We start from the raw sequence: 14,565 nt of genomic DNA on the forward strand, positions 1-14,565 counted from the left end.
GGAAAGCCTCCGGCATGCATCCGGAATAATCGAATGAAAAACATTATCTCGATGCGCACGAAAAACCGTTCCGCGGCATGGCCGCGTGATCTTGATCTCCTTGTGCGAACGCGCAAATGAAAACGCCCCCGGAATGGCATCCGAGGGCGTTCGTGTTCCTCGGAGATCGGGTGACCGATCTCCGCGAGGCGGGGATCAGTCGGGCGGGTTGCCGCCGCAGAACCGCTGCATCCTGCAGCCGTACGCGAGCGCGATCGGCACGCGCACGGGGCGCGGCGAGCAGGCTTTGGCGTGGACGGGAAGGCGGTTCATCGTGACGGTCTTCAAAGATGGAAATGGGATCGCCCGCTGGCGATGGCGCGGACATTACGCGTGCGGGAGAGGCATTGCAAGCATTTTCAATCGGTCGTCGCGATTATTTTTCCTGGTCGCTCGTGGGTGAATGTTTCGCGTCGTCATGTCGTGCTGTCGGCGCGGTCGATAATCCTTTCTGCGAGGCGGTGGAGAAGGCAGGTTCCGGCTTGCCACGAGTACGCGCCGGGCACGAGGCGGTGTGCGTTCCGCACGCGGCTCTTCATCAGGCGGCGATGTTCGTTCGCACGCTGTGCGAGGCTCCCAACGTGCATGGCATCCCCGCGCCGGTCATCCAGCAGGCGTCGCACGCGAAGCCGTGCCGGCAGGTTCGCCGCTGGCGCGAGGTCACGTCTGCGTGGAGCGTCGGATGCGGATCGGTCCCGACGCGACGTACGCCATGTGTCGTTCGTCCTGAGCCGACGCGGAGAACGTGAGGAATGGTGTCGCTGACGCCTGATCGGCGCTCCGGTGACCGCCGTGCCGCGTGGCGGGCGCGTGGCCCGTCGCGTGCCAGCCGCTACACTCCACCGTGTTGCCCGATGCCTCCGCGATGCCTCGTCCCGTCTACCACTTCGGACCGTTCCGCCTCGATCCCGCCGCACGCGAACTGCGGCGTGGTGACGAGCGCCTCGCGCTGCCGAGCAGTGCATTCGACGGACTCGCCTATCTGGTCGCGCATCGCGAACGTGCGGTCGGGCGCGACGAGCTGATCAGTGCGATCTGGGGGCGCCTCGGCGTCACCGATACGCAGCTCGGCCAGGCGATCGTGCGCATCCGCAGCGTGCTCGGCGACACCGGGCGCGAGCAGCAGTACGTGCGCACGGTGCCGCGTTTCGGTTATCGCTTCGTCGCGGCCACGACGATGGCCGATGACGTATCCGACATGTCGGCGGCGCCTGCGCATGCGGCGACGATGGAGGTTTCGCCGGACGCCGCTTCGGCGGACGCCGTGGAGGTCGTGCCTTCCGTAGCGGATGGTGTGCCGTCGTCGCCTTCGCGCGTCCCGGCGGCGGCAGCCCCATCCGGACAGGACACCGCACCCGCGCAGCAGGCCGGATACGAACCGGAAGCCGCCTCGCCCCGCTCGCCGGAGGTGGTATCGCCTCCGCCTCGTCCGCGCGCGCGTCGCGTCGCGCTCGGGGCGCTGCTCGGGGTCGCGATCGTCGCGGTCGCGACCGTCGCCACGTTGCGCTTGTCGCGCGCACCGGTCGAAGCGCCCATGGCCGCATCGGATCCCGTCGCGGGCAGCGAGATGCAGTCGCCTTCCGCGGCCATCGTCTGGCCTGCCAGCGTCGAGGCCGGCGAGGACTGGGCGTGGCTGCGTCTCGGCGTCATGGACCTCGTGTCGAACCGCCTGCGTGCAGGCCGCGTGCCGACCGTGCCCAGCGACAGCGTGGTCGGCCTGGTCAAGGCGCGCGAGGAAGCCTCGCCGGGCAGCGTCGATCCGCTCGCGGCGGACACGCTGCGCATCGAGCCGCGCGTCACGCGTGATGGTGCGCGCTGGCGCGTCGACCTGCAGGTGCGAGGCGCCGGCCATGATCTCCTCGCGGTCGGCCAGTCGGAGGACGTGCTCGCGGCGGCGCGCGCGGCGGCCGATTCGCTGCTCATCAAGCTCGGCCAGACGCCTCCCGCAGGCGGCGAGGGGCACGGGCGCCCGCTCGAGGAACTGCTGCAGCGCGCGCATGCAGCGTCGCTCGCCGGCCAGATGACCCTCGCCGCCGATCTCGTCGGCGATGCGCCGCCCGAGCTGCGCGACCACCCCGAGGTGATCTACCTGATGGCCAACGTGGACCTGCGCGCGGGGAACTACGCGCAGGCCGAGAAGCGCCTGCGCGGGTTGCTCGACGATGCCGCATTCGATCCCGGCCTGCGCGGACGTGCGCTCAACACGCTGGCGGCGCTGCATGTGCGCCGCGACGAGATCGCGCCGGCGCGCGCGGCCTACGAGGAGGCCGCGCGGTTGCTTGCGGGACGCGACGGCAGTGATCTCGGCCTGTCGCTGCTCGGACTCGGCATCACCGCGGCGGTCGCCGGCCAACTCGACGTCGCATTCGACGAACTCGGCCGCGCACGTACCGCGATGGAAGGTGCCGGCAACCTGCTCGGCATCGCCCAGGTCGAGGCCAACCTCGCGGCGGTCGATGCGCTGCGCCACCGTCCCGCCGAGGCCGCGCGGCGACTGCGCGACGTCGAGGCGCGCTTCGCACGCCTGGCAGCGGGCGAGGAACTCGCCTACACGCGGCTCGCGTTGGCCGATGCCTACCTGCAGTTGCTGCAGGTCGACGAGGCCTGGGCGGCGATCGAACGCACCTGGCCGCCCGAGCGCCACGTTCCGAACCAGCGCCTGCGTTGGGAAGCGGTCATGCGGCGTGCCGAGGTCTGCGTGGCCCAGGGGCGGCTCGCCGAGGCCGACGCTCTGCTCGCACGCCTGCGCGAAGGCGCCGACACGGCAGCCGATGCCGTCCCGCTGGCGATGGGCCGTTCGCTCGAGGCGCGTGTCGCCGCCTTGCGGGGCCAGGATGCCGAGGCCGCGCGCCTCGCGGGCGAAGCGCTGGTGCCGGCGCTCGAGCTTCCCGGCGGGGACAGCCGCCCCTGGGTACTGACCAGCGTCATGCGGCTGCGTGCCTTGAGGCGCAGCGGATCCATCGACGAGGCCGCCACCGCCACGCACCGTTTCGAGGCTTGGCTCGCGCAACGTCCCGACACGTGGCGCACGGCGTGGGGCGCGTTCGCGCGTGCCGAGCAGGCCTGGATCGAGGGGCGTCGCGAGGTCGCGCTCGCCGACTACGAGAGCGCCGTCGTGTCCCTGCGTGGCGTCGCCGTCCCCGAGGATACCGTCGCGATCACCCAGCCCTACCTGCTGGCCCTGATCGATGCCGGCGACCTCGAGCGTGCCGGGACCCTGGCCGGGCACCTGTCGAGCTGGGCCGAGTCCGATTTCCGCGTCGCCTGGGCACAGGGGCGGCTCTACCAGGCGCTCGGCAAGGCGGCCGCGGCGCGCGAGGCGACCGATCGTGCCCTGCGCCTGGCCGGCGAGCGCGCGCTGCCGGGCCAGCGTCGCGAAGGTCCCGCCACACCACCTGCCGGCGGTTGATCCGCAGCGCAGCGAGGTTTCAGAGTGTTTTCGGAATGTTTTCGGAACGCTGACGAGCGTTCCCGGAGTGCGCCTGCCCGCGACGCGCTCCGATACTCGGGCATCGGTTGCGAACCGATTCCGAAGCCGCGATCCCGCCAGGCGGGCCCGCCGACCCACACGCGACACGCATAGCGAGATCCCTCCGATGCAGACGAGACACCCGATCCGGGGCGCCCTGCTGGCCGGCACCCTCCTGTTCGCCGGCGCCGCCTTGGCGCAGGACGCGACCATCACGTTCGACAACGGCTGGGAAGGCTGGAACCCGCCGTTCGCGAGCAGCGGCACGACCACGATCGACACGATCGGCGGCAACCCGGGTGCGAACGCACACACGGACGCCAACGTCTACGATCTCGCCTATTACATCGACGACATCTTCGGCGGCACGTCGCCGTTCCTCGGCTCGTTCGCGACGGCGGAGTCGGTCACGTTCAGCGTCGACGTCAAGGCCGACGACGTGAGCGTCGGCGGCGCGCCGGTGACGCGCCCGCTGATCGTGTCGTTCCGCGCGTTCGACCGCAACGCCTCGGTCTGGTACGTGCTCGGCGAACTCTCCTCGGGCCAGGGCTGGACGACGTACTCGGTCACGTTCGATCCGCGCTCCACGACGATGCCGGCCGGCTGGGGCGGCACGGGTGCGGACGATCCGGGGACCGGTGGTCCGATCCTGCCGTCCGGCACGACATTCGCCGACGTGCTCGCGTCGGTCAACGAAACCTCGATCTTCACGACGATCCCGTACCAGCCGTGGGTCGACACCGACTTCGACGTGCGCGTCGACAACCTGCGCATCACGCGCGGCAGCGCGCCGGTCAAGGTGCCCCGTTACGAGATCGTCGACATCGGCACGCTCGGCGGCGAACTCGCCAACGCGCACGCGATCAACGACTCGGGCACGGTCGTCGGCGTCGCGATGAACGAGGATTGGGTCGAGCAGCCGTTCATCTGGCGCAACGGCATCATGGCGTCGATCGGCTCGCTCATGCCGAGCGGCACGGACCATGGCATCGCGCGCGGCCTCAGCAACGCCGGCCATGTCGCCGGCTATGCGATGGCACCGGCCAGCGACTTTCCGGGCGCCTCGGTCGCGCACGCGTTCTTCTGGACCGAAGCGACCGGCATGATCGACATCACGCCGACCATGACCGGTTCGTCGATGGCGTGGGACGTCAACTCCGCGGGGCAGGTCGTCGGCGAGGCCGCCGGCGCGTTCCTGTGGACGCAGGCGGACGGCATCACGATCATCCGCCGCCCCAACGGCACGCACGCCGGTGCCGCCGAGGCAATCAGCGAGAACGGCCTCGTCACGGGCCATGGCGGTTCGGTCAACGGCGGCTGGGTCTACGACTCGAGCGACGCGTCGTTCCGCGAGCTGATGCCGCTCGGCACGCCGGCCACGGTGCAGACCCGCGACATCAACTCGGCGGGCACGGTGGTCGGCTGGAGCCGCGGCACGGGCATCGGTGCGCGTTCGGTGATGTGGCGCGGCGACGGCACGATCGTCGACCTCGGCGACTTCGATCCTGACTATTCGACCGGCGTCGCCAACGCGATCAACGAGGCCGGCTGGATCGTCGGACGCGACGACTTCAACGGCTGGTCCGAGAATCCGAACCGTGGCTGGGTCTGGATCGACGGCCAGAAGTACGAACTCAAGTCGCTGATCGAGGACACGGTCGCCGCGGCACGCTGGACCGCACTCGCGCATCCGCTCGACATCAACAACCGCGGCGAGATCGTCGGCATCGGCATCTACGACGACATCCCGGGCCGCGCGTTCCTGATGCGCCCGATCGTCGAGGGCGGCAACGACGCGATCTTCGCGAACGGTTTCGATTGAGCTCGCGCGACCGGCGCCGCGTGCGCCGGTCGCGTCATCCCGCGGCGGTCACGGCGGCGCTGCGCCGTCGGCGTCCGCCATCGAGGAAGGCGCCGAGGCGCGTGTCGCGCACGACGAGCGCGTAACTCCCGAACAGCACCACGCCGGAGACCGCAAGCGTCGCCGGCCACTCGACCCACCACGGCCACGCGACCTGCGCGAAGCCGACCTGCACGGCCATCACGACCGGCAGGTGGACGAGGTAGATCCAGTACGACGCGTCGGCCACGTAGCGCCGCACGCGACGCTCGCCCGCCATGAAGCGCAGCGCCAGGCCGGCCAGCGCAACCGGCAGCGCGAAGGCGCCGGCGGCGTAGGCGATCGCGCACGCCGCCGCGAATCCCGTGGTGTCGGCTTCGCGCCCGCTCGGCAAGAGGCCGAGCAGCACCAGGCATGTCGCGATCGCGGCGATCCCGAGCACGAGATGCCAGGGCCATGCCGCACGCCAGCGTGCGAGGACCGTGTCGGCTTCGCGCTGCACGAGCCATCCACCCGCGAACGCGCTGCCGTACGCGACGAACGCGGGCAGGTTCGGGATCAGCGCGCGATCGGGCGTCGGGATGCCGAACCACGGCATCCATCCTGCGTGCGTGGAGAGCGCACACGCGGCGGGGAGGGCGAGCAGCAGCGGGCCGAATGGCCTCGAGACGATGCGCGTGATCGCGCCGTACACACGTTCGAGGCGTGCTTCGCGGTCGATCGCCCTGCACACGCCGCGCATGCCCAGCGCCATGGCGTAGAAGACCACGAGCAGCCACAGGAACCAGAGGTGGCCGAGCGGGAAGTCGTCGGGCGTGAAACGCGGCGGTGGTGGCGGAGGCGCTTTCGAGCCCTCCGGCGCGAGCGCTCCTGCGAGTGCGAACACGAGCACGAACAGCGTCATGACGATCGGCCATGCCGCGGCGAGCGGCAATGCAACGCGCCGTGCGCGGTCGACGACGAAGCCGCGCAGGCCGCGGCGTTCGAGCATCGCGCGTGCGAAGAAGCCCGCGAGCAGGAAGAACAGCGTCATGCGGAACATGTGGATCACGAAGAACGCGAGGCCGGGCGCGCGCGAGGCGTCGGCATCGCCGACGACCCACCACAGGCCGGCGCCGGGCATCCACGCGATCGCGGCGTGCAGCACGACGCCGAGCAGGAGGGCACCCGCGCGCAGTGCGTCGAGAGCGTGGAGGCGTTCGGGCGTCGCGGTGGTCATGGGGCATCTCCAGGGCGCAGGGAGCCGGCGCGCGGCGCAGCCGCACGGCGTGTGGTGGGGAAGGGGCGGTGACGCGCGCGCGTCAGCGCGGCGTCGGGGGCGAAGGATCGAGCGTGTCGACGAGGATGCGCGTGCGTCGCAAGGTGCCGAAGCACAGCGCGTCGACGAGGGCAGTCGCGGCATGCGGGCGGCGCATCAGCGCGACGCCGAGCGCCGCGCTCGCGCTCGCCGCGACCGCTGCGAGCGGCAGGGCCCACGAGGTGACGATCGCTGTCTCGAGGGTTCCTGACGCGGTCGCCGCGACGATCGCTGCGGCTGTCACGAGCCACGGCGACATCGCCAGCAGCACGCGACCGAGGCGCGCGCGTTGCGAGGCCATCCAGGCGAGCGTCGCGGCGATGCGCGCATCGTCGAGTGCATGGTCGAGGCGCGCGAGCGCGTTGAGATGCACGATGCACGCGACCATCGAGGCGAGGCAGGCGAAATGCAGCGACAGGCCCGCGACGAGCAGTACGGGCTGGCCGCCGGACTGCGCATTGAACGCGACGATCGGCAGCATCGCCGCGACCATGCCCACGATGCCGAGCACCTGCGTGCGTCGCAGCGCGCGCCACGCCGGCAGCCTCGAACGCATGCCGGCGGCATCGCGCGCGTCGCGTTCGCGGCGGACCGCATCCGGATCGTGCGCGAGGCGATCCTCGAAATCGGCATAGGCCTGCCAGCGTGCGTTCGCGCGGCTCCATGTCATGCCGGCGTTGCCGTCGAGGAACTGTTCGTAGCCGGCCTGGCCGCGGAAGCGACGCGACACCGCACGACCGATCCACACGGCCGGCGCGATGAACGCGAGGCCGATCGCGAGCGTCACGAGCAGCACGCTCGGGTCGAGCGCACGATAGAGGTCGACGCCGAGCAAGCCCTTGAACGCGACGAGCACGAACGGCGCCCACAGCGCGACGGACAGCACGAGGATCGTCGCCGTCGTGCGCAGGCGGCGTGCGCGCAGCGCGGCGAGGTGCGCGTCGACATCGGCGACCGGCGCGGCGAGATCGAGGCGCGCGATCGCGCGGCATTCGATCGCGTCGGTCAGCGTCTCGAGCAGCACCACGAGCATGAGCACGCCCGCGAGCAGCACGTAGGGAAGGTCGTGCAGATGCACGGCGACGAACGCGCCGAGCGCGCCGAGGGCGAGCGCGTCGAGGGCGAGGGCCAGCCACAGGCGGGCGAGGTGTCCACGGAATGCCGACCGCGCCTTGCCTTCGAGCGTGCGCCGCACGGCGGCGACGTCGAGCGCGAGCGCGCCGTCGAGGTCGTGGTCGAGCGCGCGCCAGCGGCCGCGCAATGCATCGAGGTCGAGCGGGGCGTTCATGCCGGTGTCTCCGTGGTGGCGAGGTCCTGCAGGCGCTGGCGGATGCGGTGCAGGCGCGTGGCGACGTTGGTCGTGCTGAGGCCGACCAGCGTGGCGATCTCGTCGTGGCCGTAGCCTTCGAGGTGGAACAGCACGAGCGCGCGGTCGACGCTGTCGAGGCGTGCGATGAGCTGGCGCAGTGCGAGCAGGTCGTCGCCGGCCGCGTCCATGACGCGATCGGCGGCGGCGAGGTCCATCGCGGCGTCCTCGATCGGCAGCGCGTCGCGTACGCGCCGGCCTTCACCGCGATGGAACGAGATCGCGACGTTGACGGCGATGCGGTACATCCAGGTCGAGAACGCCGCGCGCCCATCGAAGCGCGGGAACGCGTGCCACAGCTCCGCGACGATGTCCTGGACGAGATCGGCACGATCCTCGGCGCGCGCGCCGTAGACGTTGGCGACCTTGTAGAGGATGCGCCGATGCGCCTCGAGCAGCGCGACGAAGCGGTCCTGGGACGATGGGGCGTTCACGGGCTTCCTGTGGCGTGGATCGCGCCCAGCGGCGCACCCGGACGTTGTTCGCCACGCAGCGCCGGATCATCACACCGCGCGTGCATCAGGCTTCGCGAAAGCGCAGCGGAGCAGCGCGCACACGCCTGCGGCACGCAGCGGTCGGCATCGCGTGGACGCGGAGGAGGAGGGCAGGGAATCCGGCGCAGGGACCGGCGGAGGGGACGAGGCGGGCGCGAAGCGCTGTCTGCGGGGTTGCCTGCGCGTATGCGCGGCGGCGGCGACGCGTGGCGTGCCGCGAGCGGATGCGACGGTCGTGGCGACCGTCGCATCCGGAAGGATCACGCAGCGGCGTCCTTGAGCTTCTTGAGCGGGCGCACCTTGACCTTGACGCTGGCCGGCTTGGCGGCGAACCACTGCTCTTCCTTCGTGAACGGGTTGATGCCCTTGCGCTTCGGCTTGGCGGCAACCTGGACCGAGGTGATCTTGACGAGGCCCGGCAGCGTGAACGAGCCGGCGCCCTTCTTGCTGATCGAACCGGCGATGGCGCCTTCGAGGTGCGCGAGAACCGCGCGCACGTCCTTCGCGACGACACCACTCGCTTCGGCGATGTGGGCGACGAGGCCCGACTTGCTCAGGGCTTCCTTGATCGGCTTCGGCGCGGCGGCTTTGCCGGCTTTCTGCGGGGCGGTCTTCTTCGCTGACTTCGTGGCCATAAGTATCCCGATGGTCCTGTGTGGGTGATGGATGGATTGCAACACCGGCGTGCGCACTGTAGGCCAAGCCCCCGCGCAGCACCAAGCGCGGTGCAGCATAGCGTTTCCGCGGCGTTTTGCACGTGTTTCCCGCTGTGCGCTGCAACGTTGCGCGGCACCGCCGCCGCGTGCTTCGCGCATCGAAGACGGGCAAGGCGTGAGCGTGGAGCGGCGAGGGTGGCGTGGGCCGGCGCGCCGACCTTCGGGCCGTCCAGGGCGGATCATCGCGCGACGAAGGCAGGCGTCACGTGAAACCCCTTGAAAACAGCGTGTTTTCACGGCCGCATTCATTGTCGCCACGACATCGGCAGCGGCGGCGACGACCCCTGCGCAACGCCTCAGAGCGCCTGCCAGGTCGGCCCTTCGCCGCGTCGCCAATAGACCGCGAAGGCCTTTCCATGGAACGCATCGTTCGGTACGAGTCCGTAGGCGCGTCCGTCGAGGCTGTCGCCGCGATGGTCGCCGAGCACGAGGGCGTGGCCCGGCGGCACGACGAGACCTTCGATGTCGAGTCCGCCACCGCGATCGAGGTTGAGGTGCGCCTCGTTCGCGTCGAAGCGCTCGATGCCGCCGTCGCCGAGGGCGACGCCATCGATCGCGAGGTGGCCGTCGCGCAGGCTCACGCGGTCGCCGGCGATCGCGGCGACGCGCTTGATGAGGCGCGTGCCGTCAAGGGGCGAGTCGAACACGACCACGTCGCCGCGGTTCGGCTCGGCACGCCCGGCGAACACGATGCCGGTGAACGGCACGCGCCAGCCGTAGGCGCGCATGTCGACGAGCACGCGATCGCCCGGCATCACCGTGTACTCCATCGAGCCGGTCGGCACGACGTAGTGGTTCGCGAACGACGAGCGCGCCACGGTCAGCAGCAGCACGACGATCAGGAACGGAGCGATGTCGTGGCGCAGCATGCGCCATGCGCGTGGAGCGAACGGAGCGGTCATGGGCGGAAATCCTCCATCGGAACGGCGTGCATGTGCACGCCCTTCCGACCGCCGCGGTGCCGCGGGGTTCCCGTCAGGGCTTCGCGGTCACGGAGGACTTCGCCGCGATCGGCACGACGAGTGCGCTCGGATGGCGGGCATCGTGGTACAGGCGCACGCGCACCTTGCGTGCGTCCTTGCCCGACTCCTGCGCGACGACGCCACCGGCGTTGTAGTTCTTCTCGAAGTACATCGAATTGATCGGCGAGATCACGAGGCGCAGGCGGCTGCCCTTGGCGATGCGCTGTGCCATGAAATCGAAGCTGTCGAAATCGTAGCGCTCGATCGCGCCCGGCTTGACCAGCTTTCCTTCGTGCAGGCTCTCGCGGTAGCGCGCGCGCATGACGTCCTTGCTGAGTGCGAGGCTGCTGCCGTCGGCCTTGATCTCGGTGATGTCGACCTGGAAATCGGTATCGGGCTGGTCGAGCTCGATCCACGCGGACAGCTTGAAGAAGCCCGCGAGGTCGGTGTCGGCCTCGAACGGTGCCGTGTGGTAGACGAGGCGTGGCGCGTCGCCGAGCAGTTCGGCGCGCTGGTCGACGAGGTAGCCACCGCCTTCCTTGCCGTCGTGCAGTCGCAGCGAGCGCGTGTCGAGCGGATCGGAGACGTAGCTGTCCGGTTTGCCGGCGCCCTTGCGGTCGCGCACGAGGTTGCCCGAGGCGAACACGTCGTTGGCGCGCGAGGCGACCGAGTCGAGGTACCAGGTCTGCGTCGATGCGGTCACCGCCTCGAGGGTCGGTGCGTAGCGCCAGGCTTCCTCGCCGCTGACGTAGAATGCGACACGGTCCTTGAGGAACTCGGGGCGCGTGCCGTCCTTGAGCGTCCAGTCGTACCACGCCTTGTGCAGCGCGTTCATGTCGACGAGCGAGGCCTTGCCGAACGTGACGCCACCGACCTCGGCGCGCGGCGTGCGCGTGCCGCTGTGGTCCCACGGTCCGATGACGAGGAAGTGCTTCGCCTTCGCCGCCTCGGTGCCGTGGCGCATGTGGTCGGCATACAGCGCGAGTGCGCCGGGCTGGTCGCCGTCGTACTGGCCGGTGACCGAGAGGATCGGCAGCTCGAGTTTCGCGAGTTCGTCGCCGGTCGGGTTGAACGCGTCCCAGTAGGGGCCGAGCGTCGGGTGCGAGATCCACTCCTGGAAGATCGGTGACGGAAGGCCGGCGATGCTGTCGAGCGTCGCGAACGGTGCGTGCGAGGTATACCAGCGGCGGAAGTTCGAGGCCCAGAACTTGCCGTCGCCGAAGATGTCGTCCTGCGCGGCCTTGCCGCTGACCAGGGTGAGCCAGGTCACGTCGTAGCCGTAGAACAGGTTGCTGCGCATCGGGTAGTCGACGCCGGGTTTCGGCGAGGCGACCGGCACGATCGTGCCGAGGCCCTTCGGGAACTCCTTGGCCGTCGCCCACTGGTTGTAGCCGGCGTACGAACCGCCCCACATCGTCACCTTGCCGTTGCAGTACGGCTGGCGCGCGAACCACTCGACGATGTCGTGGCCGTCCTTCGCCTCCTGCAGCATTGGCGTGAACGTGCCGCCCGAGTTGCCGCGGCCGCGCACGTCGACGGTCATGAACACGTAGCCGTTCGCCGCGAAGTACATGCCGCGGTCGTGGTAGCTCGCCGAGATGTACGGCGTCAGCGTGAACACGCAGGGTTCGGGTGCGGTCGCGCCGACCGCGCGGTACAGCGTGCCGTTGAGGTTCACGCCGTCGCGCATCGGGATCGACACGCCCCAGGTCATCTGCACGTCCGGTGGCGGTGCCTTGTCCTCCTGCGCGAACAGTGCCGCAGGAACCGCGGCGAGGGCGAGGACGAGTCCGGCGGACAGGGCGTGCAGGCGCATGGCATTCCTTGGTTGGGGGCGGCGGCGACGCGTCGATCATGCGGGTTTCGCCGCCCGCACGGCATGGGTCGATGGTCGTGGTGGCGACGACGCGGGAAGCACGGGGTCGAGGCACGGGGTCGGGTTCATCGGCACGGATTGCACGCCTTCCTCGGCCGCCAGTCGGACGCAAAGGGAGCTACACCCGTTCCGGCCCCCCTTCCGCGAGGCAAAAAAAAACCCCGCGCTTTCGCGCGGGGTTTCTTCGTGACGCGGGATCCGGTTGGATCAGGCGACCTGGACTTCGTCCGCCTGCATGCCCTTCTGGCCCTGCACGGCGACGAACGTCACCTTCTGGCCTTCCTGCAGCGTCTTGAAGCCGCTGCCCTGGATCGAACGGAAGTGCACGAACAGGTCGGCGCCGCTCTCCGGCGTGATGAAACCGAAACCCTTCGCATCATTGAACCACTTGACGGTACCGTTCTGACGATTAGCCATGGCTTGAATCTCCTTGCACTCGAACAACAGGGGATCACGACACCGGGACATCCCGGGCCGAGACTGAGTTGCTGGAGGGGCGAGACGAGCGATGAAGCAAATCGTGAGATCGACCGCATCGGGCCACGATCCACGGTGACCCTTTAGGCAAACACAGTACGCCCACTCTACCCGGTATCCCTCCACAAAGCTAACACTCGCGCAACGGGCGCGCCGGCGCCCCGCCGGCTCGATTGCCGGGACGCCGCGCATGCGTCATGGTGGCGACCCTTGTCGCGGAGAATGCCGATGTCCCATGTACATGCCCCGGGACTGGTCCTGCGCATGGATCCCGACGAGTTGCTGCATTACGGCGCGTCGTGCAGTTGCGACGACGACGTCGCCGTGCACGCACAGCACTTCTTCCTGTGCATCGAGGCCGATGCGAAGGAGGGCAGCTGGGTGCCGCTGTTCACGGGACGCGCGCTCGGCACGCGCGAGATCCCCACGTCGGCGAAGTCCGGCAATCCGCGCTGGACGGCCACACCCGCCCACTACCACCCGGGCCAGGTCTGGCGCGCATCGCACAAGGCCGCGCAGCGTGCCGCCAACGTGGCGCGTGACCCGACCACGCCGAAGACACCCAATCTCATCGCGCTCGCCCACGTACCGTCGCGCGCGGAATTCCCGTCGCTTCCCGTTCCACCGGCCTGACCCGCTCGCGCCCGCGGGGTGCACCGGTGCAGAATCGCGCCGGCGCCGATCGGGGCGCGGGAGCGTGACATGGCTGAAGCGGTACCCGGGGAGGCGCCGGCGAACTCGCCGCGGCGCGTGCTGTTCGCGAGCCTGATCGGCACGACGATCGAGTTCTTCGACTTCTACATCTACGCCACCGCCGCGGTGCTGGTGTTCCCGACGCTGTTCTTCCCGGCGGGCGATCCGGCCTCGGCGACGCTGCAGTCGCTGGCCACCTTCGCGCTCGCGTTCTTCGCACGGCCGATCGGCTCGGCGCTGTTCGGCCACTTCGGCGACCGCATCGGCCGCAAGGCGACGCTGGTCGCGGCCCTCCTGACCATGGGCTTGTCGACCGTCGTCATCGGACTGCTGCCGACCTACGCCTCGATCGGCGTATGGGCGCCGGCCCTGCTCGCGCTGTGCCGGTTCGGCCAGGGCCTCGGCCTCGGCGGCGAGTGGGGCGGTGCGGTGCTGCTCGCGACCGAGAATGCGCCGCCCGGCAAGCGTGCGTGGTACGGCATGTTCCCGCAGCTCGGCGCGCCCATCGGCTTCCTCTGCTCGACCGGCATCTTCCTCGTGCTGACCGAATGGCTCGACGACGCGCAGTTCCTCGGCTGGGGCTGGCGCATCCCGTTCCTGGCCAGCGCACTGCTCGTGTTCGTCGGCCTCTACGTGCGCCTGCGCCTGCACGAGACGCCGGCCTTCCAGCGCGCGGTCGCCAACAACGAGCGCGTACGCCTGCCGATGCTCGCCGTCGTGCGCGAACATCCCGGTGCCCTTGTGCTCGGCACGTTCGCGGCGACCGCGACCTTCGTGCTGTTCTACCTCATGACGGTGTTCTCGCTGAGCTGGGGCACGTCGGCGCTCGGCTATGCGCGCAAGGATTTCCTGATCCTGCAGATGATCGGCGTGCTGTTCTTCGCGGCGACCATCCCGCTGTCGGCGGTGATCGCGGACCGCCGCGGGCGCATCGGCATGCTCGTCGCGGCGACGCTCGGCATCCTCGCGTTCGGCTTCGTGCTCGCGCCGCTGTTCTCGGCCGGCACGTTCGGCGTGCTCGCCTTCCTGTCGATCGGCCTCGCCCTCATGGGCCTGACCTACGGCCCGCTCGGCACGGCCCTGGCCGGACTGTTCCCGACCGCGGTGCGCTACACGGGGGCATCGCTGACGTTCAACCTCGCCGGCATCGTCGGTGCGTCGCTCGCACCTTACGCGGCCACGTGGCTCGCGACGCATCACGGCCTCGCCTGGGTCGGTGGTTATCTCTCGGTCGCCGCGGCGGTCACGCTGGTCGCGTTGCTCGCGATAGGTGCACGTCGCGGGGCCTCGCCCGAGGACGCCTGAGCCCGGCGGCGGGTTGCGGTACCATCGCGGC

At 70.0% G+C, this 14,565-nt stretch carries 11 protein-coding genes; 4 read left to right on the forward strand and 7 right to left on the reverse strand.

What is annotated here, in order from left to right:
- Nucleotides 1-904: 904 nt before the first annotated feature.
- Complete coding sequence (locus ACQQ2N_RS09540; protein WP_440225479.1) at nucleotides 905-3,448, forward strand: winged helix-turn-helix domain-containing protein; 2,544 nt, start codon at nucleotides 905-907, stop codon at nucleotides 3,446-3,448.
- 187 nt (nucleotides 3,449-3,635) lie between these two features.
- Complete coding sequence (locus ACQQ2N_RS09545) at nucleotides 3,636-5,330, forward strand: hypothetical protein (protein WP_440225480.1); 1,695 nt, start codon at nucleotides 3,636-3,638, stop codon at nucleotides 5,328-5,330.
- Nucleotides 5,331-5,364: 34 nt separating this feature from the next.
- Here the strand turns inward: ACQQ2N_RS09545 and ACQQ2N_RS09550 are convergent, their stop codons facing one another.
- The 7 genes from ACQQ2N_RS09550 to ACQQ2N_RS09580 all read right to left on the reverse strand — a co-directional run bounded on the left by ACQQ2N_RS09550 (nucleotide 5,365) and on the right by ACQQ2N_RS09580 (nucleotide 12,476).
- Nucleotides 5,365-6,567 (reverse strand): acyltransferase family protein, encoded by a 1,203-nt coding sequence (locus ACQQ2N_RS09550; RefSeq protein WP_440225481.1) that lies wholly within the window; start codon nucleotides 6,565-6,567, stop codon nucleotides 5,365-5,367.
- An 82-nt stretch (nucleotides 6,568-6,649) separates the two neighbouring features.
- On the reverse strand, nucleotides 6,650-7,933 hold the full coding sequence (locus tag ACQQ2N_RS09555; RefSeq protein ID WP_440225482.1) for a hypothetical protein: 1,284 nt from the start codon (nucleotides 7,931-7,933) through the stop codon (nucleotides 6,650-6,652).
- Nucleotides 7,930-8,445 carry an RNA polymerase sigma factor gene (locus ACQQ2N_RS09560; RefSeq protein ID WP_440225483.1) on the reverse strand — a complete coding sequence of 172 codons (516 nt, stop codon included), beginning with the start codon at nucleotides 8,443-8,445 and terminating at the stop codon, nucleotides 7,930-7,932. Before ACQQ2N_RS09560 ends, ACQQ2N_RS09555 begins: the two co-directional genes overlap by 4 nt.
- A 320-nt stretch (nucleotides 8,446-8,765) precedes the next feature.
- Complete coding sequence (locus ACQQ2N_RS09565; protein ID WP_440225484.1) at nucleotides 8,766-9,140, reverse strand: HU family DNA-binding protein; 375 nt, start codon at nucleotides 9,138-9,140, stop codon at nucleotides 8,766-8,768.
- A gap of 377 nt (nucleotides 9,141-9,517) precedes the next feature.
- On the reverse strand, nucleotides 9,518-10,123 hold the full coding sequence (gene lepB / locus ACQQ2N_RS09570; RefSeq protein WP_440225485.1) for a signal peptidase I: 606 nt from the start codon (nucleotides 10,121-10,123) through the stop codon (nucleotides 9,518-9,520).
- A gap of 73 nt (nucleotides 10,124-10,196) precedes the next feature.
- Nucleotides 10,197-11,999, reverse strand: coding sequence for a CocE/NonD family hydrolase (locus ACQQ2N_RS09575; RefSeq protein WP_440225486.1), 1,803 nt, complete (start codon nucleotides 11,997-11,999; stop codon nucleotides 10,197-10,199).
- Nucleotides 12,000-12,266: 267 nt separating this feature from the next.
- Nucleotides 12,267-12,476, reverse strand: a complete 210-nt coding sequence (locus tag ACQQ2N_RS09580; protein WP_440225487.1) for a cold-shock protein — start codon at nucleotides 12,474-12,476, stop codon at nucleotides 12,267-12,269.
- Between the two features lie 288 nt (nucleotides 12,477-12,764).
- Between ACQQ2N_RS09580 and ACQQ2N_RS09585 the strand changes: the two genes are divergently transcribed.
- Nucleotides 12,765-13,169 carry a hypothetical protein gene (locus tag ACQQ2N_RS09585; RefSeq protein WP_440225488.1) on the forward strand — a complete coding sequence of 135 codons (405 nt, stop codon included), beginning with the start codon at nucleotides 12,765-12,767 and terminating at the stop codon, nucleotides 13,167-13,169.
- Between the two features lie 69 nt (nucleotides 13,170-13,238).
- Entirely contained in the window at nucleotides 13,239-14,534 is a 1,296-nt protein-coding gene (locus ACQQ2N_RS09590) for an MFS transporter (RefSeq protein WP_440225489.1), read from the forward strand.
- The last annotated feature ends 31 nt before the right edge of the window (nucleotides 14,535-14,565 follow it).

This window comes from Dokdonella aquatica (assembly GCF_051987395.1).
Lineage (GTDB): Bacteria > Pseudomonadota > Gammaproteobacteria > Xanthomonadales > Rhodanobacteraceae > Dokdonella.

Excerpts from the sequence above, each read along its gene's own strand:
- ACQQ2N_RS09565 (WP_440225484.1), bottom strand. The coding sequence starts at position 9,140 with ATGGCCACGAAGTCAGCGAAGAAGACCGCCCCGCAGAAAGCCGGCAAA.
- ACQQ2N_RS09540 (WP_440225479.1), top strand. The coding sequence starts at position 905 with ATGCCTCGTCCCGTCTACCACTTCGGACCGTTCCGCCTCGATCCCGCC.
- ACQQ2N_RS09545 (WP_440225480.1), top strand. The coding sequence starts at position 3,636 with ATGCAGACGAGACACCCGATCCGGGGCGCCCTGCTGGCCGGCACCCTC.
- lepB (WP_440225485.1), bottom strand. The coding sequence starts at position 10,123 with ATGACCGCTCCGTTCGCTCCACGCGCATGGCGCATGCTGCGCCACGAC.
- ACQQ2N_RS09580 (WP_440225487.1), bottom strand. The coding sequence starts at position 12,476 with ATGGCTAATCGTCAGAACGGTACCGTCAAGTGGTTCAATGATGCGAAG.
- ACQQ2N_RS09550 (WP_440225481.1), bottom strand. The coding sequence starts at position 6,567 with ATGACCACCGCGACGCCCGAACGCCTCCACGCTCTCGACGCACTGCGC.
- ACQQ2N_RS09585 (WP_440225488.1), top strand. The coding sequence starts at position 12,765 with ATGTCCCATGTACATGCCCCGGGACTGGTCCTGCGCATGGATCCCGAC.
- ACQQ2N_RS09575 (WP_440225486.1), bottom strand. The coding sequence starts at position 11,999 with ATGCGCCTGCACGCCCTGTCCGCCGGACTCGTCCTCGCCCTCGCCGCG.
- ACQQ2N_RS09590 (WP_440225489.1), top strand. The coding sequence starts at position 13,239 with ATGGCTGAAGCGGTACCCGGGGAGGCGCCGGCGAACTCGCCGCGGCGC.
- ACQQ2N_RS09555 (WP_440225482.1), bottom strand. The coding sequence starts at position 7,933 with ATGAACGCCCCGCTCGACCTCGATGCATTGCGCGGCCGCTGGCGCGCG.